We start from the raw sequence: 25,613 nt of genomic DNA on the forward strand, positions 1-25,613 counted from the left end.
TTTACCATATAAAGTGTTTTCAGTTATTACACCTTAGCAAGGCTTTGTAAAGCAGAAAACTTTCCATTTCACTAAATTAATGAACCATTTAGCACACAGAAAGATGAGGAGTAGACAAAACAGCACCACAAAATAGCAAAAAACATGCCAATTAAGCATAAATTTACTAAATCATTAAAAAAATTAAAATAAGTTTAAATTATAATGGTGAAGAGTGATCACACAATGAGCATAATTGCACCACAAAGAAGCTAAATGCCACAAAAAGAATCAGTAAGCACCATCATGGTGCGATGCTAATTAAATGGGTCGCTAATTTCTCGTCTTGAAGTATCTGAATTTTCTTTTATTTTTTCAGCATTTGAAGGTGCTGGAGCCGTAGAATGATTTTGCTGAACATTGACCACATTGCCTTGTGCATCACGTTGGGTCACCGTTGTTTTAACTGTTGTCGATGCACTGGTTGCGCCACTATTCACCGATGGCGTCGTTGCTGATGAACTGCCCATCAACAAAGACTCATCAACCCGAGGCAACGCAGCAGGTTTTAACTGAATTGCATAAAGCTGATTGGTCGCCAATTTCATTTCATCAGCACCTAAATCATTGACTAAATCGGCATAGGTCGCAAGCCGCTGAGCCTTTGGTTGAATAGACTCAGGAAGTGCCAAGTTCAATTGAGAAAACTGGCGATTTGCATCCTCTGCACTAGAGAATACCCCATAAGCCAAAACATATTGCTCGACTTGATCCTGACCACTCAAACGGAAATAAATGAACTTTTTGCGATCAGCACGATTCAACAAAAAGTTTTTGATGATCGCCTCGTTTGAACTACGGAAAATCTCCATCACCCACTGACGTTGATTGTCTTTGACAAATTTAGTGCCCCGAAACTCTGGCGTATGTTCATTGGTTACAACAACTCGGGCGGTGAGATCTAAAGGTCGCACCGCATCTGCAAGTGCGCCCAAATGTGTAGTCGCCGCAACTTTTTCTGGCTGTATCTGGACGGGTACTTCAATTTTAGATGGCTGCTCAACTTCCACCAAGGCATCACTGTCAGTAACAGCCCAAAATATCAACGCGGCAATTAAACAAGCCAGTGCGAAAACCAGCCAGCTATATTGTTGAATATTTTGCCAAATTGATCGTGACACAGCGATGCTTTCCTTTCGTAATTCATTATGCAGATTGATTTGCTAAAATAGCTTGCTTCATAAGCTCAACATCAAAATCTTTTGTAATTATGGCTTGCCCTAATTTCTCAAGCAAAACTAAGCGCAGTTGGCCATTTAAGACTTTTTTGTCATGCGACATGTAAGCCAAAAATTCATCCAGTGGAATTTTTGGACATAATATCGGTAAATGAGCACGTTGAATGATTTTTTTTGTACGTTGCAGATCTTCTGCCGAAATCCAACCGAGACGATGAGATAGGTCTGCCGCCATCACCATACCCGTCGCAACCGCTTCGCCATGCAACCACACGCCATAACCTAAATACGATTCAATGGCATGGCCAAAGGTATGACCCAAATTAAGTAATGCCCGTTCGCCTTGTTCTTTTTCATCATTGGCAACAATTCTAGCCTTATGCGCACATGAGCGATAAACTGCCTCTGCAAGTAAATTTGCATCTCTGGCAACCAACGCATCCATGTTTTGCTCTAACCACGATAAGAAATCCACATCGCCCAATAAAGCATATTTAATGACTTCAGCAAGACCTGCTGAAAGTTCACGATCGGGCAAGCTATCGAGCTGTGCCATATCAGCCAGTACCACTTGAGGTTGCTGAAAAGCACCTAACATGTTCTTGCCCAAAGGATGATTGATCCCTGTTTTCCCGCCGACACTTGAATCAACTTGTGACAATAAGGTAGTCGGAACCTGTACGAAATTCACCCCACGCTGAAAACACGCAGAGGCAAAACCTGCCATATCCCCAATCACACCACCACCTAATGCCAAAACCGTACAATCACGGTTAAAACCAGCTTCCAGCAAGGCATCAAAAATTAAATTTAAATGTTGAATATTTTTATATTGCTCACCATCAGGCAAGATGCATTGCGCAACTTGCTTATCGAGTTGAGTTAATGCATCCGCATAATGCTGTAAATAGAGCGGTGCAACGGTCGTATTTGACACCAACATCACTTGCCGCCCATGTAGATAGGGTTCAAGTAATTGTTTAGGGTCCAAATGACTTCCAATAAAAATCGGATAGCGACGATCACCTAACTCAACATATAACGTTTGCATAATTAAAACCAACTCGAGAATTACTTAATTTGTTTAGATAAAATAACCTGTAGAATGCGCTGCGCTAAATCTCTTGCTGCACCTTGATTTGTCTCGATTATATAATCTGCAACTTCACGATACAAAGGATCGCGCAAGGTCAATAAATCTCGCAGTTTCTGTTCGGGATTGTCTACTTGTAATAATGGACGATTTTTATCGCGATAAGTTCGCTGTAGTTGAAGTTCTACAGGCGTATATAAATAAACAACAATGCCGCGTTGTTTTAAAAATTCTCGATTGCTCGGTTGTGTGACAACACCGCCACCTGTCGCTAACACAAGTGCAGAACGGGCAGTGAGATCGTTCAAAACATTGGTTTCACGCAAACGAAATCCCACTTCCCCTTCTTTTTCGAATATCCATGGAATAGTGGCTCCTGTCTTACGCTCAATCTCATGATCGCTATCAATGAAATCACGTCCTAACAGCTCTGCTAAATGTCGACCAACCGTTGTTTTTCCTGCCCCCATTGGCCCTACCAAATAAATATTTGGTAGGGTTTCAAACGCTTTGCTTGGCAATGCGCCACCTATATTAATTGCAATTATTGAAAATATATTAATGATTTCTCGTCAAAGTGTCATTAACAATTCTCGGCGTCACAAAAATAAGCAGTTCACGTTTATTATCCGTTTTTAAATCACGACGGAAAAGACGGCCGACATACGGTAAATCACCCAAGAATGGAACTTTAATTTGTGAACTAATATTTTCTTGTTCAAAAATCCCACCAAGAACAACAGTTTCGCCGTTATCAACCAAGACATTGGTATCAATCGAGTTCTTACTAATCGTCAATTGACCCGTTGGTGTTGGATTACTTGGCGCATCTTTAGTGATGTTGAGCTTCATCATGACTTTACCTTCTGGGGTAATACTCGGCGTCACATCTAAGCTCAATGTCGCATCAATAAATTCTGTTTTAGGCACAGCATTTGCACCAGCACCCGTCGAGGACGAATAAGGGATTTTAGTTCCTGATTCAATTTTCGCAGGTTGTTTATCCGCAGTCATGACTTTTGGTGTTGAAATCACCTCACCATAACCATCTGCTTGAACGGCTGAAAGTTCGAGATCAAGCATAAAGTCAGATAGGCTAATTAAGCCAAAAGCGATACGACTTGCACCAGCGGTGGTCGCACCCAAATCTACGTTTAAATTGTCTGGACGTTCAATCTCGTATTTCCAACCACCTGTATCACTGTCTTTTTCAGGCTTTCTAAGGTTCCATAGCGTGGTATCACTACCACCCACTAACAAGTCATTATTTCGAGTGACACCTTGTGACAAGATTCCCCACTTCACCCCCATCTCTCGGGTAAAGTCTGTACTCGCTCTGACGATACGTGCTTCGATCATGACTTGTTTGACTGATACATCTAACAAATCCACCATCTTACGAATCTTGTCAATATTGAGTGCAGTATCATTGACGATCAAGGTATTGGTACGCACATCTGCGACTGCACTGCCACGAGAACTGAGCAAACTCTCCAAAGCCAATGAGTCTGAGTTCGCAGTACGGTTTGAGACTCCGCCCTTACCATCACGAGACTCTTCAATTAACTTTAAAATATCTGCAGCTTTGGCATAACTGAGTTTAATATATTCGGATTGAATCGGCGCAAGCTTCACACTTTGTGCAATGGCTTTCGCTTCTTCTTCTTCCGCCTTGATCAGCTCTGAAACAGGCGCAATCCAGATCACATTTCCATTACGGCGTTTATCAAGATTTTTGGTTTTCAACACGATATCGAGCGCTTGATCCCATGGAACATCTTTCAAACGCAGGGTGATATTACCCTGTACCGTATCTGCAGCGACCATATTGATATTGGTAAAATCAGCCAACAACTGTAGTACGCGACGCACTTCGATATCTTGGAAATCCAAAGAAATCTTATTGCCTGTATAAGCTTGTGATTTTGCTCGCAATGGCGATTTATCTTCAGGACGCTTTAGGCTAATCGTGAGTTTATTCTCTGCTTGATAAGCCATGTATTCATAGCTGCCCGCGGACTGAATGGTGATCACGCCATTGCCTTTATCGTTATACGCATCAACTCCAGCGACAGGTGTCGCAAAATCATTGGTATTTAAGCGGCGTGCGAGATGGGTTGGAATCTTATTCCCCATGGTTCGCACTACGATTTTACTGCCTTGTTGTTGTACATCTACTGGGGTATTACTTCCCAATAAATCAATCACAACCAAACCTTCACCTTGTTTTCCACGCTGAAAGCCAATATTGGAAACACCTTGTTGTGCTTGACGAGCCGCAACTGGTGCTGTCGTTGCAGCCGCTGGACGTGCCGAATTTATTTTTAAAACAAAGGTATTGCCTTCAACGCGTGTTGTAAACGCCCCTGCATCTTTCAAATTTACAATCACACGAGAACGCTGATCGTCAGCAGCAACTTCGACGGAACTGGCTTCGTTGGTCGATACAGGAATCGATGTCTGCTTTAAAGACTGTTGTGCTTTATCAAAATCTAAAATCAGACGTGAAGGTTGCTCGAGCTGATAAGCCTGCGGTTGTGGTGGCAAACCATTAAACATGACACGGATTTCAGTTCCCTGATCAGCTAAGCTCATTGGCACAATATTGGTCATACTGACTTGTGCTGATGCAACCTGCATCACTGCTATAGCGACAGCACCCATAGAAAATTGACGGAATGCATGATTCATGGTCTTCGCTTCCCCAAATAAAGAATCTTTAAACTGTTTTTTCATTGTTATTCCCTTAATCTTACGGCACTGGTCCAATTAAAACGAGTGTTCTCGGTCTTTCAACATAACCTTCTCGTCCATCAGGTACAATTTCAACCAAGTCGATCTGAGTCGGGCTAATTTTAATAATACGCCCCTGATTCATCCCCAAATAACTGCCGACTTGTACGCGCTCAATCTGCCCATCTGGTGTTTGAATTAATGCAATGGTCTGATTTACTCGACCACGCATACTTCCTTTCATATTCAGAGATTCCAACGCATAGCTTTCTAAAGGCTGTGGTTGACGATTGAAGTTTGGATAAACACGCTTACCTGCCATAATCTTTAATTCAGCCGCCAAAGAGCTTGGCATAAAAGGACTCTTTAGCTGATGCGCTGAATAATTAAATAAAGGTACTGGGGTAAATATAGGTGCGGGCTCAATAGGTAAAGGTGGTTGATTACGAATTTCTGCCATTTTTTGACTCACCGCATCAATACGAGAATCACAGCCCACCAACCCAAAACCAATAAACAGGCCCAGTATTAACTTATAATGATTCATTAGCGCTGTCCTCCTTGAGCAGATGGAGCTGTCGCATCAATAGCGGCCCGATCATCAACACCAACATAACGATACGTTTTTGCTTTCACAGTGTAGCTAACCACTGGAATATCGGATTTTTTCTGGGTATCTGCTTTTGCTTCCACCGTAAAATCATGCAAAGTCACAATGCGCGGTAACGCTGCAATACCTGTCGCAAAAGCACCGAAAGCATGGTAATCACCCGTCGCTTCCATACTGATAGGTTGCTCAATAAAGAACTCTTGTTTAATTTCTTTTTCTAAGCGGATATTTTTAAACTTCAGACCAGAATTTACGCCTGTTAAGTTCATATCCTCGACCAAACTTGGAATTTCTGTTTCTTTCGGCAACTGCTCTAGTTGCTGATTAAAATTCGCTTCCATCTCTTGTAATTGTGTTTGGTACTGCTGCAAATTACGCAACTTAGATTCTTTTTCTTTAAACTCATTCAACAAGCTTTGTTCTCGTGCTTGTGCATTAGCAATGGTTTCCAATTGCTTTTGCACCACCACAAAATAACCCAATGCAGCGACAGCTAAAAGAATAAAAATCCAACAAGTCACTTTGACAGAGAGTGGCCAACTGCCATAGTTATTCATATCCAAGGTATTAAATTGTTGGAAGAATTGCTCTACTGTCATTTTTTTCTTCTTTACAGCAACACTGTCTTGATTAAGATCATTTAATTCATCTTGACTCATTGTGTCACCCCCGCTGTCCCTAATGTTGCTGTCTCTGACGCTGGATCGGCGACAACAGCTGTACCGATTTCACCCAAATCTACAGTGACCACAAAACTTCCATAATTCTCTTCGACACGAGGAACCAAAGAGCTTACTGTTTTATCTTTTTTCTCTTCTGCTGCCAAAAATGAATTCATAAAGGCATTACGATACCAAGGAGATGCCTCTAAATTACGCAGCAACTCAGCAACAGTATTTGGACTTTCCGCCTTGCCCTCGATACTGAATTTATCGCCAGTTCGCGTAAACTTAGTGATGTACATGGTTGGTGGCGTCACACGAACCAGCTCATCAACTAAACGTACAATCACTGGACGTTGTCCTTGTAAGCCCTGAATCAACTTCATTCGTTCAATAATGGCATTGCGGCGTTCTTGCAAACCCTCTAAAGACTTGAGCTGTACATCCAAACTTTGATTGGTACTGACAATGAACTGATTGGCTTGCTCTTGATCATTCAGTTTATGATCAAAATACATCCACGCTGTAAATACAGATGCAATTCCTAATGCAGCCACCCCAACACAAAATGCGACAAATTGTTTCTTTCTTTGTTCTCTTAGCTCATCGCGCCAAGGGAGTAAGTTAATCTTTGCCATTAATCAAAACTCCTCAATGCCAAACCACATGCAACCATCAATGAGGAAGCATCATTTTCAATTTTTTTAATATCGATTTGTGGAGAAAAACCCATTTGTAAAAATGGATTGGCAATCGTTACTCGGTAACCCAGTTTTTGTTGTAATAACTTTGCAAGGCCTGGAATATTGGCATTCCCCCCAGCAAGCAAAATATGGTCGATCTCGTTGAATTGAGAGGATGAAAAAAAGAATTGCAGTGAACGCGCTGCTTGTTGCACCACGGCATCTAAAAATGGCTCGAGCACCTCGATGTCATAATCATCTGGAAGCGTTCTTTCTTTTTTGGCGCGCCCTGCTTCTTCAAATGACAAACCATAGCGACTTTGAACATCTTGGGTCAGCTGTCGCCCACCAAAGACTTGTTCACGTGTATAGATAATTTTGCCCTTTTGCATCACAGATAGCGTGGTCATGGTATGCCCGATATCTAAGATGCCAACGGTATTTGCCCCCATCGGCAATGTGTCCGAAAACACACTAAAAGCGCGCTCCATTGCATAACTTTCAACATCAGCTGTTTTTGCAGCTAATCCAGCAAGCTCAAGCACTTCTACACGTGTATCAACATTCTCAGTACGTGTGGCAACGAGAAGGACATTTACCCGATTCTGATTGACCAATCGATCGGGTAAAACCTCAAAATCAAGACTCACTTCATCTAATGGGAACGGAATATATTGCTCAGCATCCATACGAATTTGAACTTCACGCTCTTCATCCGTCATATCAGCGTCCATCTCTATGATTTTATTAATCACCATAGAAGTTGGTACCGCAATTGCGACATTGCTGGTATGTGGATTGGCGAGGTTTACCACTCTCTCAAGTGCATCACCGACCGCCTCTGGGTTCAAAATGCTTTTTTCCACCACGCTATTTTCAGGCAATGGCATCACGGCATAACTTTCAACCCAATATCTACCGTTCTTTACAGAGAGCTCCAATAATTTAACAGTTGTCGAACTAATATCGACACCCACTAACCCCTTATTTGGTTTACGATATAACCTGAGCACAGTATTTTCCTATTTATTTTTTTATCCCCAAAAATACAACACACTAATTTGTTTTGGTCTTTAATTAATACGGATACAATAACCCATCTAACAATCCGTATGTCTAAAGGATATACTGACCACAATTAGTTTGTCATTCGCTCTTATTAAAACTTACTTATTATGAAAAAGCTATCCAGTTCTGGTATTGTTCGCCCATTTTTTTTGATCATTATTATTATCTTAGTCTCACTTCCAATGGGATTTTATGGCATGTATCTCTATCTCGCGCCATCACTGCCAGATATGAGCTCATTAAAAAAGGCGCCACTGTTAAAACCATTGCAGGTCTATACCGCAGATAATAAGCTAATTGCAGAATATGGCGGAAAACTTTCCATTCCAGTTGAATATGAGCAAATTCCTCCCACGTTTATTCATGCTTTTTTGGCCGCTGAAGATTCTTCTTTTTTTGAGCATAGCGGCATTAGTTTTAAAGGTTTGGGGCGAGCGATAACCGAATCTGTGACTGGTTCTGATGTCCAAACTGGGGGCTCAACCATTACCATGCAAGTGGCGAAGAATTATTATTTAAGCCCAGAGCGAACCTTAAGACGAAAACTAACTGAAGTCTTTCTTGCGCGAAAAATTGAACAGAGCCTCACCAAACAAGAAATTCTAAGCTCTTATGTCAATAAGATCTTCTTAGGTAAAAATTCCTACGGCATTGCTGCTGCTGCGCGTATCTACTACAACAAAAATATTGATGAACTCAGCATTGCCCAGATGGCAATGATTGCAGGTTTACCCAAAGCACCTTCAAAATATAACCCTGTTGCCAACCCTCAACGTGCACTTGAACGCCGCAATTGGATTTTAGGTCGTATGCTACAGTTGGGGTATATCAATCAAGTTCAGTATCAAAAAGCGGTCGCAGAACCGATTAATCTAAATATGGTGGACCGCTCTGTGAGCAATGTGTTTCCATACGTAGGCGAAATGGTACGTTCAGAATTGGTTAAACAATTCGGCGATCAAGCGATTGATTCAGGCTACAAGGTGTACACCACCATTGATAGCAATCGCCAACGCTATGCTGAGCAGGCGCTTCAAGATGGTTTGGAAGCTTATGATCGTCGTCATGGCTGGCGTGGACCAGAAGCACATGATCAACCCCTCAATCAATTTATGGCTTATGCCGACACCTACCCTGCCAAAGTCGTAAAAGTAAATAACAATTCCTTTGATGCGCTCATGCAGGATGGCTCGACTGTGACCGTTAACTGGTCAGGTATGTCATGGGTTCGTCCATATCGCAATGCCAATAGTGTCGGTGGCGCACCTTCCAAAGCCTCACAAATTGTCAAAGTGAAAGATATTATTCGCTTACGCCCCAATAAAGAAAAAACCGTTTGGTCTTTGGTCCAAGTACCTAGAGTGCAAGGTCAGCTCATTGCTTTAAATCCAAATGATGGTGCGATCGAAGCCGTTGTTGGTGGTTATAATTTCTATCAATCGAAATTTAACCGTGCGATTCAAGGGTGGAGACAACCGGGTTCAACCATTAAGCCTTTCGTATATGCATTGGCTTTAGAGCGCGGCATGACACCTTATAGTATGGTCAATGACAACCCGATTACCATTGGGAAATGGTCGCCTAGAAACTCCGATGGCCGTTTTCTGGGCATGATCCCTCTACGTCGTGCTTTATATTTATCCAGGAATACCGTATCGGTACGATTACTACAAAATGTGGGGATCGAGCGGACGCGTCAACTCTTTATGGATTTTGGTTTGCAGGATGATCAAATTCCTCGTAACTATACCATTGCATTAGGAACACCACAGGTCTTGCCTGTACAGATGGCAACGGGCTATGCAACCTTCGCAAATGGTGGCTATCGTATCCAGCCTCATTTTATCAAACGCATTGAAGATGCCTCTGGCAAAGTCATTTATAGTGCCAAGCCAGAATATGCATGTATTCCATGTATTGGCGATGCAAAAGCGCCTGCTCCGCAACAAGAAGCAGATGCTCCAGAAGTGACAGAAATCACCAATCAAAGCTTAGAAAATACCAATGCAGCATCTGAAGCTGAGTTGACAGTCGCTCAAGCTGAACGATCCACCAAGACCAATAGTGATTATCGTCAAGCACAGCGAATTTTAAAATCAAGCTCTGCCTATGACATGGCCAACATTTTGCGTGACGTCATTCAACATGGTACAGGCCGTGCTGCACTTAAAATCGGTCGTGATGATTTAGGCGGGAAAACAGGAACCACCAATGATGCCAAAGATGCTTGGTTCGCGGGCTTTAATGGCAAATTGGTTACGGTAACTTGGGTCGGCTTTGATCAGCCGCGCACTTTAGGTCGCAGAGAATATGGCGGCGTTGCTGCACTACCAATCTGGACCAACTTTATGGCCAATGCTTTAAAAGATATGCCATCTGCATGGGTTCGATTGGATAAAGATGCGAAAGATCCTATTTCTCACGATCAACTCCAAGTCCAGCAAAGCGAGGATCGTAAAGAATATCGTGCTTCTCCACCACTCGCACGCCCACTTTACCGTCCTGCACCTGCCGCACCTACACGCTCAGCGCAAAGTGATTTTTCAGACTTATCGGGTACGACATCAAACGGTGAACACACCATCACACCTGAGAGAAAACAACCACCGACGATGGGTTCAAACCCTCAAAACTCAAACGCCCAAAGAGAACGTGATGGGATTGAAAATTTAATTAATCAAATCCAATAATCCATCATAAAAGCCTAAACAGCCATCAAATTGATGGCTGTTTGTTTTTCTGAAATAGATAAATTTGAAAAGCGGCACTAACCACAAATCGCTGCTGCTGCTCAAGTACTTTCCGTCGCTCTGGATTGGCTTTATACGCATAGGGCGTCATCGCAATTAAGTTGCTGAGCGCGAGCTGATCTAACTGCATTGTGGTTTCAACAATTCGTTGCTGTTTCAGTTCAAATTGAGTCTCAAGCTGTTCAATAAACTTCTGTGGTTCATGCAAATTGACCTGCTCGAACAACGCGTCACGCAATGCGAATAAATGCTTAGGTGCAGGTGTAACCACAATCAAATAACCTTGATCACTCAACACTCGTACGATTTCATTTTGTGGAATCGGACTAAATAAACTGCTACAGACATCAATCGAATGATCTCGTACAGGCAAAGTTGCCCCCGTACCCACCACCCAAGTCACATCAGAATTTAATTTTGCCGCACGTTGTACTGCTGTTTTGGCAATATCCACACCGATGCAGTATTCGGTATAACGCTGCATAGCACTGGTGTAATAGCCTTCGCCACAACCAATATCCAAAATCGCTTTTGGTTTTAACTGTTGTAGTAATTCGACCACAGCCTGTTGTAAGGGCTGATAGAAACCTGCTTGCAAAAATTCTCGGCGTGCCAACACGGACTCCGCCGTATCCCCTGGCGTTTTACTGTGCTTATGCTGCACCACATGCAGATTTACATAGCCTTGTTTCGCCACATCATAATGATGTCCGTTATCACATCGCCATGCATGTTCAACCAAATTTAATGATTGGCGACAAACGGGACACATCAATAAATTCATCTATTTTTCTCCAAGTTTTCTCCAAGCATAAAAAAAGCTGGTATTCACCAGCTTTTTTTTAAATCGTGGCTTAACGTAATTTTAACGTCATTAACCCTAAAACCACCAAGAAAATCGTAATAATCCAGAAGCGAATCACCACTTGAGTTTCCTTCCAGCCTTGTTTTTCATAATGATGATGTAGAGGTGCCATCAGGAATACACGTTTGTTTCGCATCCGCAATGAACCAATCTGCAAAAATACCGAGATGGCTTCCATAACAAATACGCCACCCATAATCGCAAATACAATTTCCTGTCTGACCATGACTGCAATCGTACCGAGCATCGCACCCAATGCCAACGCACCGACATCACCCATAAACACTTGAGCAGGGTGGGCATTGTACCAAAGGAAGGCCAAACCAGCACCGATCATCGCTGAGCAAATCACTACAAGCTCTGAGGTATATTTCACATAGGGAATATGTAGATAATTGGCAAAACGAATATCACCAGACAAATAGGCAAATACGCCCAAACCTGCCGCGACCATTACAATCGGCATAATCGCCAAGCCATCCAAACCATCGGTTAGATTGACTGCGTTAGATGCGCCATTGATCACCAAATAAGTAAAGGCAATAAAGGCTAAACCAAGTGGAACCGCTGAAAGTGGAATGGAAAGATTCTTAAAGAATGGAATCAATAAGTCCAACATATTCGCGGTATGCAAGGCACTATCTTGCTGTTTTGCAATCACATATAAGGCAATACCTGCGCCTAAGGAAGCAACCGAAGTCCAAAAAAACTTTTTCCGTGCAGGTAAACCCGCATTGTCTTTATAACGGACTTTAATCCAGTCATCGGCCCAACCGACTGCGCCAAACACCACCATAACCCCCAAAACAATCCATACGTAAGGGTTAGATAAGTCTGCCCACAAAAGGGTACTAATACCAATAGACAGCAGAATAAGAATCCCGCCCATGGTCGGCGTTCCCATCTTCTTGGCATGATTTTCAGGTGCAAAAGAACTCACCGCTTGACCATATTTTAATGCTTGTAATTTGCGAATCATGATCGGCCCTAAAACCAATCCAATTGCCAACGCGGTCAGTAGACTCAATAATGAACGCAATGTTAAATAACGAACAACTTGGAACGAGCTGTTATACCCCGCCAATTGTTCAAATAACCATAACAACATTTAAATTTTCTCCATCAAATCAGCCATCAACGTTTCCATGTGGGTGAAACGGGACCCTTTGAAGAGGAAACTCATCGACTGGGGTTGATGTCTTTGCACTAAATTAATTAAAAACGGTAACGCCTCTGCTTGTGTAGCAAATGCATGTAATGTTTTGGCATACGCTGAGCCCTGCTGTGCTGCTTCAGCAAACTCCCCGACCACAACCAATGCATCTAAAGGCAAATTCGCTAAATCTCGGCCTAAATCATGATGTTCTTGCCAACTTGATTCACCAAGCTCACCAATGTCGCCCATGACCATGACTTTCAAACCTTGCTGCTGCAATAGGACATTCGCAGCTGCACGCATTGAGGTTGGATTGGCATTATAAGTATCATCAATAAATAGGTGCTGTTGATGTTGAATAAAGTTCAAACGACCTTTTGCACCTTGTGCCTGTTCTAAGCCATGCACAATATCATCGAGTTCAATCCCAATCGCCAGGGCAAATGCGGTGGCTGCTGCTGCATTTTCCACATTATGTGCACCTGCAAAGGGCAGATTCACAGCGCGAACGCCTTGCGGTGTATGCAAACGAAACTGTGAAAATTGAGGATGAAGTTCAACATCAGTGACAAAGATATCTCCACCTTCACCAAAACTTAACATTGGATGCTTTTGAGCACTCTCACGAATGCTTGCCACATAATCATCCTTTGCAGGAACGATCGCAGTGCCTTCAGGCAAAATGTGCGCATAAATTTCTGACTTGGCGCGACAAATACCCTCTCGCCCACCAAACTCACCTAAGTGCGCTGTTCCAATATTTAGAATGCCAGCCACATGCGGTTGCACTAGATTTGAGGTGTAATCAATCTCACCTTGATGACTCGCCCCAAGCTCCATCACGGCATAGCGATGTTCTTGACGTAATTCAAGCAACATCATCGGCACCCCTAAATCATTGTTGAGGTTGCCACGGGTAATCAACGTCGGCGCTAAACGAGACAGAATGCTGCCTAACATCTCTTTAGTCGTGGTTTTACCACTGCTGCCCGTCAATGCAATCACTTTAAGTTGTGGGTTCTGTTGACGACGATAAGCCCCCAAATGCCCCAAAGCCAAGCGCGTATCTTTGACCACAAGCTGCACAATATCAGCATCGACTGGACGTTCAACAATCGCCATTTGACATCCCTGTGACGCAACTTGTGCGACAAAATCATGTGCATTGAAACGCTCACCTTTCAAGGCAAGAAAAGCATCACCTGCTTCGGCATGGCGTGAGTCTGTCAAAATTCGCTTGATTTCACCTTGTAGAGGTTTTGCGTTATACCACTCACCCTGTGTCGCTTGTTGTAATTGTTCTGCTGTCCAAGGTTCTAATGGAACTGTACTGGTGGTTGAGGTGTGCATACTTGTTATTTACCTTTTTACTCTTATTGCGCAGGATATGCTGAGTGTATCGAATGTGGCTGTGCAGCAATTGCTGATTGCACTTCTACTACATCATCAAACCAATGACGAACGCCATCAACTTCCTGATAGTTTTCATGTCCTTTTCCTGCGATCACCACAATATCTCCTGCTTGTGCATGTTCAACCACAAATCTAATCGCTTCACGGCGATCATGAATTTCATGCGTTGTATGATCAGCAAAGTCAATATCTTGCTTCATATCAGCAAAAATCTGTTCAGGGTTTTCAGTCCGTGGATTATCTGAAGTCAAAACTACAGGATTGGCATGATCAAGTGCTGCTTGTGTCATCAATGGACGTTTACCACGATCACGATCCCCCCCACAACCAAATACCGCCCAAAGCTGACCAGAGACATGGCGCTTTAAAGTCGTCAACACTTGAATCAAAGCGTCAGGAGTATGTGCATAATCGACCACGAATAAACGCTCAGCACCCTGAATCACTTGCATGCGACCAGGTGCACCTTTGAGTTGTGGTACAAACTGGACTAAATCAGCCAAAGCAAAACCTGCATACTCAGCTGCAATTAAGCTTGCCAATAAATTCTCGACATTAAAATGCCCAAGCAATGGACTTTGAACTGAATACAAACCTGTTGGCGCAATCAGCGTAAAACTCGCTCCACTCAAGCGATAGTGCAAATCAGCAATATGATAATCTGCAACTGCTTGAGTCAGTGAATAAGTTAAGATTTTAGGTTGCGATGGATTGGCCTTGGCCGCATCCAACATGAGCGTGGCATAAGTATCGTCTAAATTAATCACCACGGCTTTTAAAGTGGTAAATCTAAATAACAAGGCTTTTGCTTCAGCATAAGCCTCTAAAGTACCGTGATAATCCAAATGGTCACGACTTAAATTACTATAGACCGCGATTTCAATCTCACAGCCGTTTAAACGCCCTTGCTCCAAGCCATGAGAACTGGCTTCTAACGCAACAAATGCTGCACCTTGCTTGGCATAAGCATGCAGGGCATTTTGTAATTGTAATGCGTCTAAGGTCGTGTGGCTCGAGGGTGTCAAATTCGGCAAAATACCATTGCCCGTGGTCCCCATCACCGCACAGCCTTGTCCTTGTGAACTCACCAATTCCGCGATTAAACGAGAAATTGTGGTTTTGCCATTGGTGCCTGTGACTGCAATACCGCGTAAGATCGATACTGGATTAACATGCTGCAAATATTGCTTTTGCCATTCACCCAATAACTGACGAACTGTTGGACAGGTCCACTCTTTTTCTAAACCTAGCGCAGTTTCACTAATCACCACCAATGCACCTGCATCCAATGCATTTTGCGCAAATTGGCGGGTTTTCTCAGCTTGGCTAAAACTATTCAACGCAATAAAGATTTGCCCTGCTTCAAGCTTACGGCTATCCAAACAAAAACCGTTAAAAGGCTGCGCAGACCAAGCTGCATCGATGTTGATCGGGTGTATCTGTAGAAAACAAATCGACATTTTTTACCTGCGCACTGGAGTTGGTGAAGTATCTAGTGGTCTATCCAAAGGGACATTGAGTAAGCGTAAGGACTCTTGCATAATTCTGGCAAAAACAGGCGCTGCAACCAAACCACCATAGTAGCGGCCTTGCGGATTTTCTACGACAACGATCATTGCTAAACGAGGGTCACTCACAGGTGCAACACCCGCAAATAAAGCACGATATTCACTATTTGAATAGCCTTTACGGTCAGCGCGAAGTTTGTGTGCTGTTCCCGTTTTACCCCCAACACGATAACCAGGAATCACGGCTTGTTTTGCAGTCCCCCCCGGTAAAGTGACCTGTTCCAACATCATCAACACTTGATCTGCAATTTTAGGGTCAAGTACTTGTTTGCCTTCGGGTGCATGTTCTAGCTTATGCAAACTTAACGGCATTTCCATGCCATGATTCGCCAGCATCGCATAACCTTGTGCAAGTTGTAAAATCGTGGCATTCAGGCCATAACCGTAAGCCATCGTACCGAGTTGTGATGAGTTGAGCTTATCTCCAGAATAGAGTATGCCTGCACTTTCACCAGGAAATCTTACATCCGAACGCTGACCAAAACCGACACGACGGAAAAAGGACGGCAAAGCATCTTTAGGCAAAGACAAGGCAAGCTTCGCTGAACCCACGTTTGATGATTTAACAATCACGCCTGTCAATGTCAGCGCACCATAGTTATGGGTATCACGAATGGTATGCCAACCCAAACGCATCGATCCTGGTGCGGTATTGATAATTGAATTCGGTGTGTATTGACCGCTTTCTAATGCAGCAGCAACGGTAAATGGCTTCATGGTTGAACCCGGTTCAAACATGTCAATCGCACCACGGTTACGCATGGCATCTTTATTTGAAAGCCCGCCCTTATCATTTGGGTTATAAGATGGCCAACTGGTCATCGCCAAGATTTCACCCGTTTTGACATCGACAGCAATCGCTGTTGCTGAACGTGCATTGTTTGCAACACCCGCAGCTGTCAACTCGCGATACATAATATATTGCAGACGTGAATCGATACTCAGGGTGATGTTTTCACCTGATTCGACCTCTTTGATCACTTCCGAAACTTTGAGGCGATTGCCTTTTTTATCACGGATAATCTTCTGTTCGCCATCAACCCCTGCCAGTCGTGTATTCAACTGCATTTCTAAGCCTTCGATACCCGTGCCCTCACTATTGGTCAAACCAATAATTTGTGCATTTGCTTGAGGCTGAGGGTAATAACGTTTATAACTTTTCTCAGTATAAACACCCTGAAAATTGCGTTTTATAATTAAATCTGCTTGTTGCGGTGGAATTTCTTTTTGCAATACCAAATAACGTGAACGAGCCCGATCATTCATTTGTTGCTTTAAAACTTTACGGTCAATTCCAACAGCATCTGCCAATTCATCTAAATTTAAATTTTTATTCGGCAACTGACGTTTTAGGCGGCGATTGGTCGGATCTTTTTTGAGTTCTTCAGTAATTTCATTAAATTGTTTTTTAGCATCCCAATAATCTCTTGGGTCAATCACGATTTTCATAATCGGTGTACTGATTGCCAGCGGCACACCGTGACGATCACTAATCACACCACGCATTGCTTCTAGACGTTCAGTCCGTAAAATATTGGCATTGGCCTTATTTTGCAAAAAGTCTTTATTGACCACTTGCACATAAAATGCACGTGCCACCAGAACCACGAAACAAAGCAGTACCACACCCCAAAGCAAATAAAACCGCCACATATCCAAAGCAAGTGTTGGTTTTGCCGAAATAGACTGCTGTTTTCTTCGTATCGGTTTACTTCGCTTATCTGCCATACAGCATGCCTTATTTATCTTGCTTCGAGGTCGTAGGTAAAGAAATCACAACGGTTTGTGCCGCGGGGGGTGAAAACATGCGGAGTTGCGTAACAGCACGTGAACCAATCTGTGCCGTCGCACCAAAGGTTTGCTGCTCAATGAGCAGACGCCCCCATTCAGCATTTAAATCATCTCTTTCACGCATATATGCACTCAAGTCACGATAGTCATGACGATATTCAAATACCTGAAACACCACCATCATTGCACTCGTGAATACCAGTGCAACAAGTACAGCATAAACAACGACTTTTTTCAGTCCATTTTTGCTGTTTGGTAGAACCTCGTCATCATTTTTATTGTTCATTATTTGCCTTTTTGCTCTATACGCTCTGCAACGCGCAGCCATGCACTACGAGAACGAGGATTTTCTTTCACTTCAGCTTCACTCGCACGAATCCGAGACACTTTCTTTAAGCGTCGCGTATCAACACGTTGTTGCGGCATGCCCCAACCATGATCTTCAGCTAGAGTCGATTCTTTTTGAATAAACTGCTTAATTAGACGATCTTCTAAAGAATGGAAACTGATCACGGCTAATTGCCCTTGGGCTTTCAACAATTCTACCGCTTGCGGTAAAAATACCTCAATATCATCCAGCTCTTTATTTAAGGCAATGCGAATCGCCTGAAAGGTTCGCGTTGCAGCATGTTTATGCTTTTCCCATTTTGGATGAGCAACCTTAACGATTTCTGCGAGCTGTGCAGTGGTGGTAATTTCGCCTGCTGCTTTAATCGCTTTGGCAATACGACGACTATAACGCTCTTCACCGTATTGATAGATAATATTGGCGAGTTGTTCTTCTTCAATTTTCAACAACCATTCTGCCGCAGTTGGACCTTGCGAATTGTCCATCCGCATATCCAATGGCCCATCTTTCATAAAACTAAAGCCACGCTCTGCTTGATCAAGCTGTGGCGAGGACACACCTAAATCCGCCATGATGCCATCGACTTCAGTAATACCGATCTTGGCTAACTCTGTTTGTATATCCGCGAAACTGGCATGAATAATTTTAAATCGAGGATCTTCTTGTTCTAATTGTGCTGCGACTTCAAGCGCTTGTGGGTCTTTATCGAATCCGTAAACACGTGCATTTTGATCTAATTTTGAGAGCAATAATTTGGTATGACCGCCGCGCCCAAAGGTGGCATCAACAAAAACACCTGAGTCGCGACCTGCCAAAACGCCATCAATGGTTTCGTGAAGTAAGACAGAAATATGCGACATAGTAGATAAATCAACAGCTAAAAATGTAACTGCACATTATCACCTTGTTTTATGCCAGTACCAAACGACTTTTTGTAGAGAATTCTTAACTTTTCATAGGTAAAACCGTTTTCTTATCATTTTCCATTCAATAAAAAAAGCAAATACCTCGCATATTTGCTTTTGCACTTAAGTAATCCGAAGTAGCGACACGTCATTCTATCGCTTTTGGGAATATATTTGGTCAAAAACTGCGCCATTCACAAAATGTGTTTTTTGCGCTTTTTCCCATCCACCAAACACCTCATTAATATTGAACAATTGAATCTTCGGAAATTGCGCTGCATATTTTGCTGCGACTTGCGGATGCCGTGGGCGGAAGTAATGTTTCGCCGCAAGCTCTTGTCCCAAAGGGGAATAAAGGAAGTTTAAGTAGCCACGCGCTAAATGACGATTTCCATTTTTATCTACTGTTTTATCGACGACTGCAACCGAAGGCTCTGCCAAAATCGAAATAGAGGGATAAATGATTTCAAATTTATCTTTTCCCAAACCTTGAGTTGCCAATAACGCTTCATTTTCCCAAGATAACAGCACATCACCAATACCACGTTCAGCAAAAGTCGTTAAAGAACCACGTGCACCTGAGTCTAGAACTTTGACGTTATGGTAAAGTTTTTTGACTAACTCACGCGCTTTTGCATCATTTCCAGCGGGTTGTTTTAATGCATACCCCCAAGCAGATAAATAAATCCAACGCGGTGCACCGCCTGTTTTAGGGTTTGGGGTAATAATTTCAACACCATCTTTAATTAAATCATTCCAATCACGAATATGCTTTGGGTTGCCTTTGCGAACTAAAAAGACAACGGTTGAAGTATAAGGTGCAGAATTATTTTTAAATTGTTTTTGCCAATCTTTTCGAATTAAACCAGCATTCGCTATTTCATCGATATCATTGGCAAGTGCTAAAGTCACCACATCTGCTTGTAGACCATCGATCACGGATCGAGCTTGTTTACCCGAACCGCCATGTGACTGTTTAAAATTAACGTCTTGACCTGTTCTTTGCTTCCAGTACTGTCCAAATGCCTGATTATATTCTTGATAAAACTCACGCGTTGGATCATAAGATACATTTAGAAAGGCTGTCGCTGCTTGGGCTACACTGGTTAAACCCAACAGCAAAAATGTTGTTATTGCTATTTTCATTTATTTCTTCCTCATCAGACCCCATTCATAAGCACTATATTTAGTATCAAATAGCTTTACAATCATATAGTTATATTAATAAATAGATTATTATTCTGCTTTTAAGATATACCGCTACAAGATATCTACTGCTCTATAAACGTACAACGAGGCATTGTGAGCTAACATTTGAAAAGTGAGGGCCTCCACGCTTTCTACACATTTGCTTGCTAAATTTGTATTGTGTACAAAGCAGCAACACTGTTATAAACATATATAACGGCGTGGCTAAATTTTAGATTTTTTGTAAAAAGTGTGACGCAGTTCTACTTTTTTATTATTTTTTATGTTTAAATTGTATCTATAAAGCAAATTATTAGTTGTTTGGTTGGTCTTGATAGACCAGAAATCAAAAAGGGGATGTGAGCAATGCGAGCATTAGAGTTGAAAAAAGCACTATGCCTAAGTTTATTTTTAACTTGTTCTATATCTGTTGGGCATGCAGCTGCGATTAAAGAAAATAACAGTTTAAAAACGCTAGACAAGACGACTTCACCGATCGTTAAAGCGCTCGATCAGCAAAAACGCAATACCTCATTATCATTATCTGCAACAGATGATGAATTAAAAATGTTGAATAGTATTCGGACAACACCGACTCAAACTTTTTTTGCCAGTCAACATGAACGTTTTTCCCGTTTCGTTCAAACCATATTTCAACCGCATACATCTTAACGATTAAATATGTAATTCCTCACATGTTTAAATGAGCCTAGTCATACCGTGACTAGGCTTTTTCGTTATAATAGTTCAAATTCTAATTTAAACGCCGATCACTTATGACAGTTCGTACTCGCATTGCGCCCTCTCCTACAGGCTTTCCTCATGTAGGCACTGCCTATATTGCATTATTTAATTTATGTTTTGCTCAACAGCACGGTGGTGAATTCATTTTACGTATCGAAGATACGGATCAGCTTCGTTCAACACCTGAATCTGAAAAAATGATTTTAGATTCGTTGCGCTGGTTAGGCTTAAATTGGTCAGAAGGCCCAGATGTAGGTGGCCCACATGCTCCATATCGCCAATCTGAACGTATGGGCATTTATAAACAATATACACTTGAGTTGATTGAAAAAGGTCATGCGTTCTACTGTTTCGCAACCGCAGAAGAACTCGATCAAATGCGTGCTGAACAACAAGCTCGTGGTGAAACGCCGAAATATGATGGCCGTGGTTTAAAACTCTCACAAGAAGAAGTTCAACGTCGTCTTGCAGCAGGTGAACCACATGTCATCCGCATGAAAGTGCCTGAACAAGGTATTTGTAAAATCAATGACATGTTACGTGGCGAAGTCGAAATCCCATGGGCACAAGTCGATATGCAAGTGCTTCTCAAAACGGATGGTTTGCCAACTTATCACCTTGCAAACGTCGTAGATGACCATTTGATGGAAATCACCCACGTATTACGTGGTGAAGAATGGCTCCCTTCTGCACCGAAACACCAGTTATTGTATCAATATTTTGGCTGGGACATGCCTGCGCTGTGCCATATGCCTTTATTGCGTAACCCAGATAAATCAAAACTTTCAAAACGTAAAAATCCGACCTCGATCAACTACTATCGAGATATCGGAGTATTACCTGAAGCTCTATTGAACTATTTAGGTCGTATGGGTTGGTCGATGCCTGACGAACGTGAAGTATTCACCTTAAAAGACATGGTGGACAACTTTGACGTACAACGTGTTTCACTGGGCGGCCCGATCTTTGATGTTGAAAAACTAAATTGGCTAAATGGTCAATGGATTAAAGCGCTCACACCTGCACAATTGTTAGAACGTTTACTCACATGGAAAAGTGATCCAAAGACTTTAGAAGAGATTGCTGCTGCGATTCAACCGCGAATCAACTTGTTGTCAGAAGCTGTGAATTGGGCAGGTTTTTACTTCAATCACATGCCACAAATCAGCAAAGAACAATTTGAAAGCAAAAAATTGACTGAAGAACAAGTTCGTCAAAGCTTACAATTCGCGATTTGGCGCTTAGAAAGCCAATTCACATGGAACAATGACACGGTGAGCCAAACACTGATGGACTTGGCAAATCAAATGGAAATTAAATTGCGTGATTTCATGCCCGCATTTTTTATTGCCATTGCGGGTTCAACCAGCTCAACCCCTGTGATGCAAGCAATGGTGACGATTGGTCCTGATTTAACCTTTGCGCGTTTACGCCATGCTTTGGAAATTGTAGGTACACCAAGCAAGAAAGAACTGAAAGTGTGGGAAAAGTTAAATGAATCGCTAAAATTGCCGAAAAATGATGCAAATAGTGAGAGTTAATCCAACATAATCATTGACGTGTGAGTGCAATCCTCCTAATATTGCCTCACACAAACTGGGGCCATAGCTCAGTTGGTAGAGCGCTACAATGGCATTGTAGAGGTCAGCGGTTCGATCCCGCTTGGCTCCACCAAATTTTAAGATTAGAAAAGTAAAACTTTTCCTTAAAATTTAAGCAAACAGCTACGCTGTGCGCAGGCAAGCTCAGTTTAAAAGTTGCAATATTTTATTGCACACAAACCATGCCTCATCTGTCCCTATCGTCTAGAGGCCTAGGACATCGCCCTTTCACGGCGGTAACCGGGGTTCGAATCCCCGTAGGGACGCCATATTCTGTTTATCTAATAATTATATTTTTCTCACAATCTTTCCATTAAATCAGATTGCACATTTTCGATTTTTCCATAAAATAGCCGCTTCTCTATGCTTGGACAAATTGTCGTATGCAATCTTCCAACTCAAATACCCATCAAGACCCAAATGCACCAAAAACATTAAAACGTGCTATGAGTACGCGTCATTTAGTGATGCTCTCTCTCGGTGGTGCAATCGGTACAGGTTTATTTCTAGGTTCTGGCGAAGTTATTGCTCAAACTGGCCCTGTAGGCGCAATTATCGCCTATATCCTCGGTGGTTTGATCGCTTATATGGTGATGCTATGTCTCGGTGAGCTCGCTGTACACATGCCTGTGGCAGGCGCTTTTGGTGCATACGCGCAAAAATACATTGGTCCAGGCACAGGATACATGATCTCTTGGGTCTATTGGCTCACATGGACTGCCACACTGGGAACCGAGTTTACCGCAGCAGCCTTATTGATGCAGGAATGGTTTCCCCATATCTCGATGTGGATTTGGACCATTATTTTTGCTCTCACCATTTTTGCTCTCAATTTAAGCTCCACACGTATTTTTGCTGAGTCTGAATTTTGGCTGGCATTGGTGAAAGTCGTAACCGTTATCGTGTTTATTTTGCTTGGTTTACTGGCTATTTTTGGCCTCATTCCTTTTGAGGGTACTGAATCAGCACCATTGTTCCACAACTTGACCACGCATGGCTGGTTCCCTCAAGGTTTGATTCCAATTTTTACCACCATGCTGATTGTAAACTTTGCCTTCTCTGGAACTGAGTTGATTGGTGTTGCCGCAGGTGAAACCAAAGACCCAGCAGTGAACGTGCCGAAAGCCATTAATGCCGCCATTTGGCGCTTGCTGATTTTCTTTGTTGGAACCATCATTGTCATCAGTGCTTTATTGCCTTTCGAAATCGCAGGTTTAGGCGGTGAAGGTGTCAGTAGCAGTCCTTTTGTCACAGTGTTTAATTACATTGGTATTCCATATGCAGATGACATCATCCGCTTTGTAATCATTACGGCGTTGCTTTCTGCTGCGAACTCAGGCCTATATGCCGCCTCTCGAATGATGTGGTCACTGTCTGATCAACGCCAACTTCCAAGCCTTTTCTCTCGACTTTCGAAGAGTGGCACACCAATTATAGCGCTTGTAGTGACGATGTTTGGTGCAATTCCTGGACTGTTATCTGAGCATTTTGCCCCAGAAACCATCTTTAAGAATTTGCTAGGTGTGGCTGCATTCACCATGGTGATCGTGTGGATGAGTATTTGCTTGAGCCAATTCAACTTTAGACGTCAATGGTATAAAGCTGGCTATACTGCAAAGGATCTGAAATTTGCTGCGCCACTGTATCCTATCGTGCCAATCTTAGGATTTGTGTTCTGCTTTATTACAGGCTTGAGTATGGCCGCAGATCCCGAAATGCACGCAGGTCTCATCGTTTGTTTAGTCTTTATCGCGGCATGTTATTTAAGTCACTATGTCTTCTATCGTGACCGCAAATAAATCTCAGAGAAAATGCACTTGCGCTTCGCTAAAACTTCAATCGTTTTAGCTTGCTCAAGCTGCATTTTTTTGATTTTGATGTAATTTTATCCACTTGTTCGCTTTTTTTAGCTTTTAGCCTGAAAAGCGTTTGACACATTATCTAATTCGCCCTAATATACGCCCACCTCTGAAACGTCCCTATCGTCTAGAGGCCTAGGACATCGCCCTTTCACGGCGGTAACCGGGGTTCGAATCCCCGTAGGGACGCCATTAATGTTTCAGATGTATGCCTCAATATAAGTCCCTATCGTCTAGAGGCCTAGGACATCGCCCTTTCACGGCGGTAACCGGGGTTCGAATCCCCGTAGGGACGCCAAATTCTAAAAAAGCCACTGCATTGACAGTGGCTTTTTTATGCGCGGATATACTTTAAAGGCGAACACAGTTCGCCTCTACATTTCACCCAATACCAACCTGAACCTCTAAACGTCCAGATTGTACACGCAGGCCTCGAATCTCAAATTGATCAACCAACTGTTGAACCAACTCTCGGCTTTCTTGCAGAATGTTTAAACCAGGCAGAATACTAAAATCAGTTAAACTTAACAGCTTGTCGACCATCCAAGAGCGGTTATTAATAAAATCAATAAAACCTGCTTCCTCAAGGTCAATATACCAAATACGATGCCCTTCTTTTTGAATACCCGGCACATCCCGAATCAAATGATTAATCAAAAAAGGGATCGGTAAAGAATTAATCACGTCAAAACTGACACTGCCCACTCGACGCGCAGCCCAATTGGTCAAAGTTCCGCCATGGCGAACCTGTAGGTCTAAATGTTCATCTACCTGACGCAGACGCAAATATTTTTCCTGTCCAATACGGCACTCTAAAACGTTAAATTCTAATGAAAGGCGATAGAGAAAACGACGATAGTGTCCGTCTAATTCGATATGAAAACGATCATTGCCACATTCCACTTTAATGTCATCAATTTCGGCACGATCAATGCGTTTTCGGATCTGATTATTGAGCAACATTTCTGGCAAATATAAAGTTAAACTACTTTTCCCCAAAGAAGCTCTGGCCATACTGAGTGCCACTTGACGTGCAGCTTCGCTGGTTTCTGAGACAATATCTCGCACAGAGTTTCGCACCCCCTCGACACCACGCTTAGTATGATGGGTAACATGATCTAAAGCATCTAATGCCGCATCTGCCACACCTGCGATATTACGAGAAGTATCACTGGCAAACTCAACCGCATCTTGTGCATGTTGCAATGTTTTATTGATGAGCCGACGAGATAATGATGGTTTATTATCAGATGCTGTATCTGCTGGCATGATATCGAACATTGCCTTTTTATCATCTTGTTGATTCAAGATGCTCTCCCTCTTCCCTTTCTTACTTATTGGCTCACTGCTTATGAGCT

The 25,613-nt window shown here is 42.6% G+C and carries 21 protein-coding genes and 4 tRNA genes; 8 read left to right on the top strand and 17 right to left on the bottom strand.

Annotated elements, in window-relative coordinates; genetic code table 11:
* Positions 1-296: 296 nt before the first annotated feature.
* From F903_RS01125 to F903_RS01160, 8 genes are all read right to left on the bottom strand, one after another.
* Complete coding sequence (locus tag F903_RS01125; protein ID WP_034594646.1) at positions 297-1,166, bottom strand: hypothetical protein; 870 nt, start codon at positions 1,164-1,166, stop codon at positions 297-299.
* Between the two features lie 19 nt (positions 1,167-1,185).
* The gene (aroB, locus tag F903_RS01130) at positions 1,186-2,268 is read right to left on the bottom strand and encodes a 3-dehydroquinate synthase (RefSeq protein WP_005193862.1); all 1,083 of its coding nucleotides are present in this window, start codon (positions 2,266-2,268) and stop codon (positions 1,186-1,188) included.
* Positions 2,269-2,288: 20 nt separating this feature from the next.
* The gene (gene aroK / locus F903_RS01135; protein ID WP_121928933.1) at positions 2,289-2,858 is read right to left on the bottom strand and encodes a shikimate kinase AroK; all 570 of its coding nucleotides are present in this window, start codon (positions 2,856-2,858) and stop codon (positions 2,289-2,291) included.
* Positions 2,859-2,868: 10 nt separating this feature from the next.
* A complete protein-coding gene (gene pilQ / locus F903_RS01140; protein WP_416202009.1) occupies positions 2,869-5,001 on the bottom strand; it encodes a type IV pilus secretin PilQ in 2,133 nt (710 codons plus the stop codon).
* A 61-nt stretch (positions 5,002-5,062) separates the two neighbouring features.
* Positions 5,063-5,590, bottom strand: a complete 528-nt coding sequence (locus tag F903_RS01145) for a pilus assembly protein PilP (protein ID WP_005193866.1) — start codon at positions 5,588-5,590, stop codon at positions 5,063-5,065.
* Positions 5,590-6,312 carry a type IV pilus inner membrane component PilO gene (locus tag F903_RS01150; RefSeq protein ID WP_005193870.1) on the bottom strand — a complete coding sequence of 241 codons (723 nt, stop codon included), beginning with the start codon at positions 6,310-6,312 and terminating at the stop codon, positions 5,590-5,592. The genes F903_RS01145 and F903_RS01150 overlap by 1 nt, the downstream gene beginning before the upstream one ends.
* Positions 6,309-6,953 carry a PilN domain-containing protein gene (locus tag F903_RS01155; RefSeq protein WP_004673214.1) on the bottom strand — a complete coding sequence of 215 codons (645 nt, stop codon included), beginning with the start codon at positions 6,951-6,953 and terminating at the stop codon, positions 6,309-6,311. The genes F903_RS01150 and F903_RS01155 overlap by 4 nt, the downstream gene beginning before the upstream one ends.
* Positions 6,953-8,011 carry a pilus assembly protein PilM gene (locus F903_RS01160; RefSeq protein ID WP_004673217.1) on the bottom strand — a complete coding sequence of 353 codons (1,059 nt, stop codon included), beginning with the start codon at positions 8,009-8,011 and terminating at the stop codon, positions 6,953-6,955. The genes F903_RS01155 and F903_RS01160 overlap by 1 nt, the downstream gene beginning before the upstream one ends.
* 162 nt (positions 8,012-8,173) lie before the next feature.
* On the opposite strand from F903_RS01160, the gene ponA reads away from it, so the two are divergent.
* Positions 8,174-10,756, top strand: a complete 2,583-nt coding sequence (ponA, locus tag F903_RS01165) for a penicillin-binding protein PBP1a (RefSeq protein WP_005193871.1) — start codon at positions 8,174-8,176, stop codon at positions 10,754-10,756.
* 25 nt (positions 10,757-10,781) lie between these two features.
* Here the strand turns inward: ponA and F903_RS01170 are convergent, their stop codons facing one another.
* The 8 genes from F903_RS01170 to F903_RS01205 all read right to left on the bottom strand — a co-directional run bounded on the left by F903_RS01170 (position 10,782) and on the right by F903_RS01205 (position 20,009).
* Positions 10,782-11,600, bottom strand: coding sequence for a putative RNA methyltransferase (locus tag F903_RS01170; protein ID WP_005193872.1), 819 nt, complete (start codon positions 11,598-11,600; stop codon positions 10,782-10,784).
* Positions 11,601-11,670: 70 nt separating this feature from the next.
* The gene (gene mraY, locus F903_RS01175; RefSeq protein WP_005193873.1) at positions 11,671-12,789 is read right to left on the bottom strand and encodes a phospho-N-acetylmuramoyl-pentapeptide-transferase; all 1,119 of its coding nucleotides are present in this window, start codon (positions 12,787-12,789) and stop codon (positions 11,671-11,673) included.
* Positions 12,790-14,187, bottom strand: a complete 1,398-nt coding sequence (locus F903_RS01180; RefSeq protein WP_005193874.1) for a UDP-N-acetylmuramoyl-tripeptide--D-alanyl-D-alanine ligase — start codon at positions 14,185-14,187, stop codon at positions 12,790-12,792.
* Positions 14,188-14,210: 23 nt separating this feature from the next.
* Complete coding sequence (locus F903_RS01185) at positions 14,211-15,710, bottom strand: UDP-N-acetylmuramoyl-L-alanyl-D-glutamate--2,6-diaminopimelate ligase (protein ID WP_005193875.1); 1,500 nt, start codon at positions 15,708-15,710, stop codon at positions 14,211-14,213.
* A gap of 3 nt (positions 15,711-15,713) precedes the next feature.
* Complete coding sequence (gene ftsI, locus F903_RS01190; RefSeq protein WP_005193877.1) at positions 15,714-17,546, bottom strand: penicillin-binding protein PBP3; 1,833 nt, start codon at positions 17,544-17,546, stop codon at positions 15,714-15,716.
* A 10-nt stretch (positions 17,547-17,556) separates the two neighbouring features.
* Positions 17,557-17,895, bottom strand: a complete 339-nt coding sequence (locus F903_RS01195) for a cell division protein FtsL (protein ID WP_004673228.1) — start codon at positions 17,893-17,895, stop codon at positions 17,557-17,559.
* The gene (gene rsmH / locus F903_RS01200; RefSeq protein ID WP_005193879.1) at positions 17,895-18,818 is read right to left on the bottom strand and encodes a 16S rRNA (cytosine(1402)-N(4))-methyltransferase RsmH; all 924 of its coding nucleotides are present in this window, start codon (positions 18,816-18,818) and stop codon (positions 17,895-17,897) included. The genes F903_RS01195 and rsmH overlap by 1 nt, the downstream gene beginning before the upstream one ends.
* A gap of 198 nt (positions 18,819-19,016) precedes the next feature.
* The gene (locus tag F903_RS01205; protein WP_005193880.1) at positions 19,017-20,009 is read right to left on the bottom strand and encodes a sulfate ABC transporter substrate-binding protein; all 993 of its coding nucleotides are present in this window, start codon (positions 20,007-20,009) and stop codon (positions 19,017-19,019) included.
* 408 nt (positions 20,010-20,417) lie between these two features.
* Between F903_RS01205 and F903_RS01210 the strand changes: the two genes are divergently transcribed.
* The 7 genes from F903_RS01210 (at position 20,418) to F903_RS01240 (ending at position 24,553) form a co-directional block, all read left to right on the top strand.
* Positions 20,418-20,723 (top strand): DUF4179 domain-containing protein, encoded by a 306-nt coding sequence (locus F903_RS01210; protein WP_005193882.1) that lies wholly within the window; start codon positions 20,418-20,420, stop codon positions 20,721-20,723.
* Between the two features lie 104 nt (positions 20,724-20,827).
* On the top strand, positions 20,828-22,336 hold the full coding sequence (gene gltX / locus F903_RS01215; protein ID WP_005193883.1) for a glutamate--tRNA ligase: 1,509 nt from the start codon (positions 20,828-20,830) through the stop codon (positions 22,334-22,336).
* A gap of 57 nt (positions 22,337-22,393) precedes the next feature.
* Positions 22,394-22,469 (top strand) — tRNA-Ala (locus tag F903_RS01220).
* Between the two features lie 120 nt (positions 22,470-22,589).
* Positions 22,590-22,665: transfer RNA gene (locus F903_RS01225), tRNA-Glu, on the top strand.
* Between the two features lie 114 nt (positions 22,666-22,779).
* A complete protein-coding gene (locus F903_RS01230) occupies positions 22,780-24,195 on the top strand; it encodes an amino acid permease (RefSeq protein ID WP_004673240.1) in 1,416 nt (471 codons plus the stop codon).
* 176 nt (positions 24,196-24,371) lie between these two features.
* Positions 24,372-24,447: transfer RNA gene (locus F903_RS01235), tRNA-Glu, on the top strand.
* Positions 24,448-24,477: 30 nt separating this feature from the next.
* Positions 24,478-24,553: transfer RNA gene (locus F903_RS01240), tRNA-Glu, on the top strand.
* Positions 24,554-24,636: 83 nt separating this feature from the next.
* Here F903_RS01240 and F903_RS01245 read toward each other — a convergent pair.
* Positions 24,637-25,563: a hypothetical protein gene (locus tag F903_RS01245; RefSeq protein ID WP_005193885.1), complete on the bottom strand. Its 927-nt coding sequence runs from the start codon at positions 25,561-25,563 to the stop codon at positions 24,637-24,639.
* Positions 25,564-25,613 lie beyond the last annotated feature (50 nt).

Origin of the sequence: Acinetobacter sp. NIPH 298 (assembly GCF_000369505.1) — a bacterium.
Taxonomy (GTDB): Bacteria; Pseudomonadota; Gammaproteobacteria; order Pseudomonadales; family Moraxellaceae; genus Acinetobacter.

Bases quoted from the DNA above. Each gene is read 5' to 3' on its own strand.
- aroB (WP_005193862.1), bottom strand. From the start codon at position 2,268: ATGCAAACGTTATATGTTGAGTTAGGTGATCGTCGCTATCCGATTTTT.
- pilQ (WP_416202009.1), bottom strand. From the start codon at position 5,001: ATGAATCATGCATTCCGTCAATTTTCTATGGGTGCTGTCGCTATAGCA.
- F903_RS01145 (WP_005193866.1), bottom strand. From the start codon at position 5,590: ATGAATCATTATAAGTTAATACTGGGCCTGTTTATTGGTTTTGGGTTG.
- F903_RS01150 (WP_005193870.1), bottom strand. From the start codon at position 6,312: ATGAGTCAAGATGAATTAAATGATCTTAATCAAGACAGTGTTGCTGTA.
- F903_RS01155 (WP_004673214.1), bottom strand. From the start codon at position 6,953: ATGGCAAAGATTAACTTACTCCCTTGGCGCGATGAGCTAAGAGAACAA.
- ponA (WP_005193871.1), top strand. From the start codon at position 8,174: ATGAAAAAGCTATCCAGTTCTGGTATTGTTCGCCCATTTTTTTTGATC.
- F903_RS01170 (WP_005193872.1), bottom strand. From the start codon at position 11,600: ATGAATTTATTGATGTGTCCCGTTTGTCGCCAATCATTAAATTTGGTT.
- mraY (WP_005193873.1), bottom strand. From the start codon at position 12,789: ATGTTGTTATGGTTATTTGAACAATTGGCGGGGTATAACAGCTCGTTC.
- F903_RS01180 (WP_005193874.1), bottom strand. From the start codon at position 14,187: ATGCACACCTCAACCACCAGTACAGTTCCATTAGAACCTTGGACAGCA.
- F903_RS01185 (WP_005193875.1), bottom strand. From the start codon at position 15,710: ATGTCGATTTGTTTTCTACAGATACACCCGATCAACATCGATGCAGCT.
- ftsI (WP_005193877.1), bottom strand. From the start codon at position 17,546: ATGGCAGATAAGCGAAGTAAACCGATACGAAGAAAACAGCAGTCTATT.
- F903_RS01195 (WP_004673228.1), bottom strand. From the start codon at position 17,895: ATGAACAATAAAAATGATGACGAGGTTCTACCAAACAGCAAAAATGGA.
- rsmH (WP_005193879.1), bottom strand. From the start codon at position 18,818: ATGTCGCATATTTCTGTCTTACTTCACGAAACCATTGATGGCGTTTTG.
- F903_RS01205 (WP_005193880.1), bottom strand. From the start codon at position 20,009: ATGAAAATAGCAATAACAACATTTTTGCTGTTGGGTTTAACCAGTGTA.
- F903_RS01210 (WP_005193882.1), top strand. From the start codon at position 20,418: ATGCGAGCATTAGAGTTGAAAAAAGCACTATGCCTAAGTTTATTTTTA.
- gltX (WP_005193883.1), top strand. From the start codon at position 20,828: ATGACAGTTCGTACTCGCATTGCGCCCTCTCCTACAGGCTTTCCTCAT.
- F903_RS01230 (WP_004673240.1), top strand. From the start codon at position 22,780: ATGCAATCTTCCAACTCAAATACCCATCAAGACCCAAATGCACCAAAA.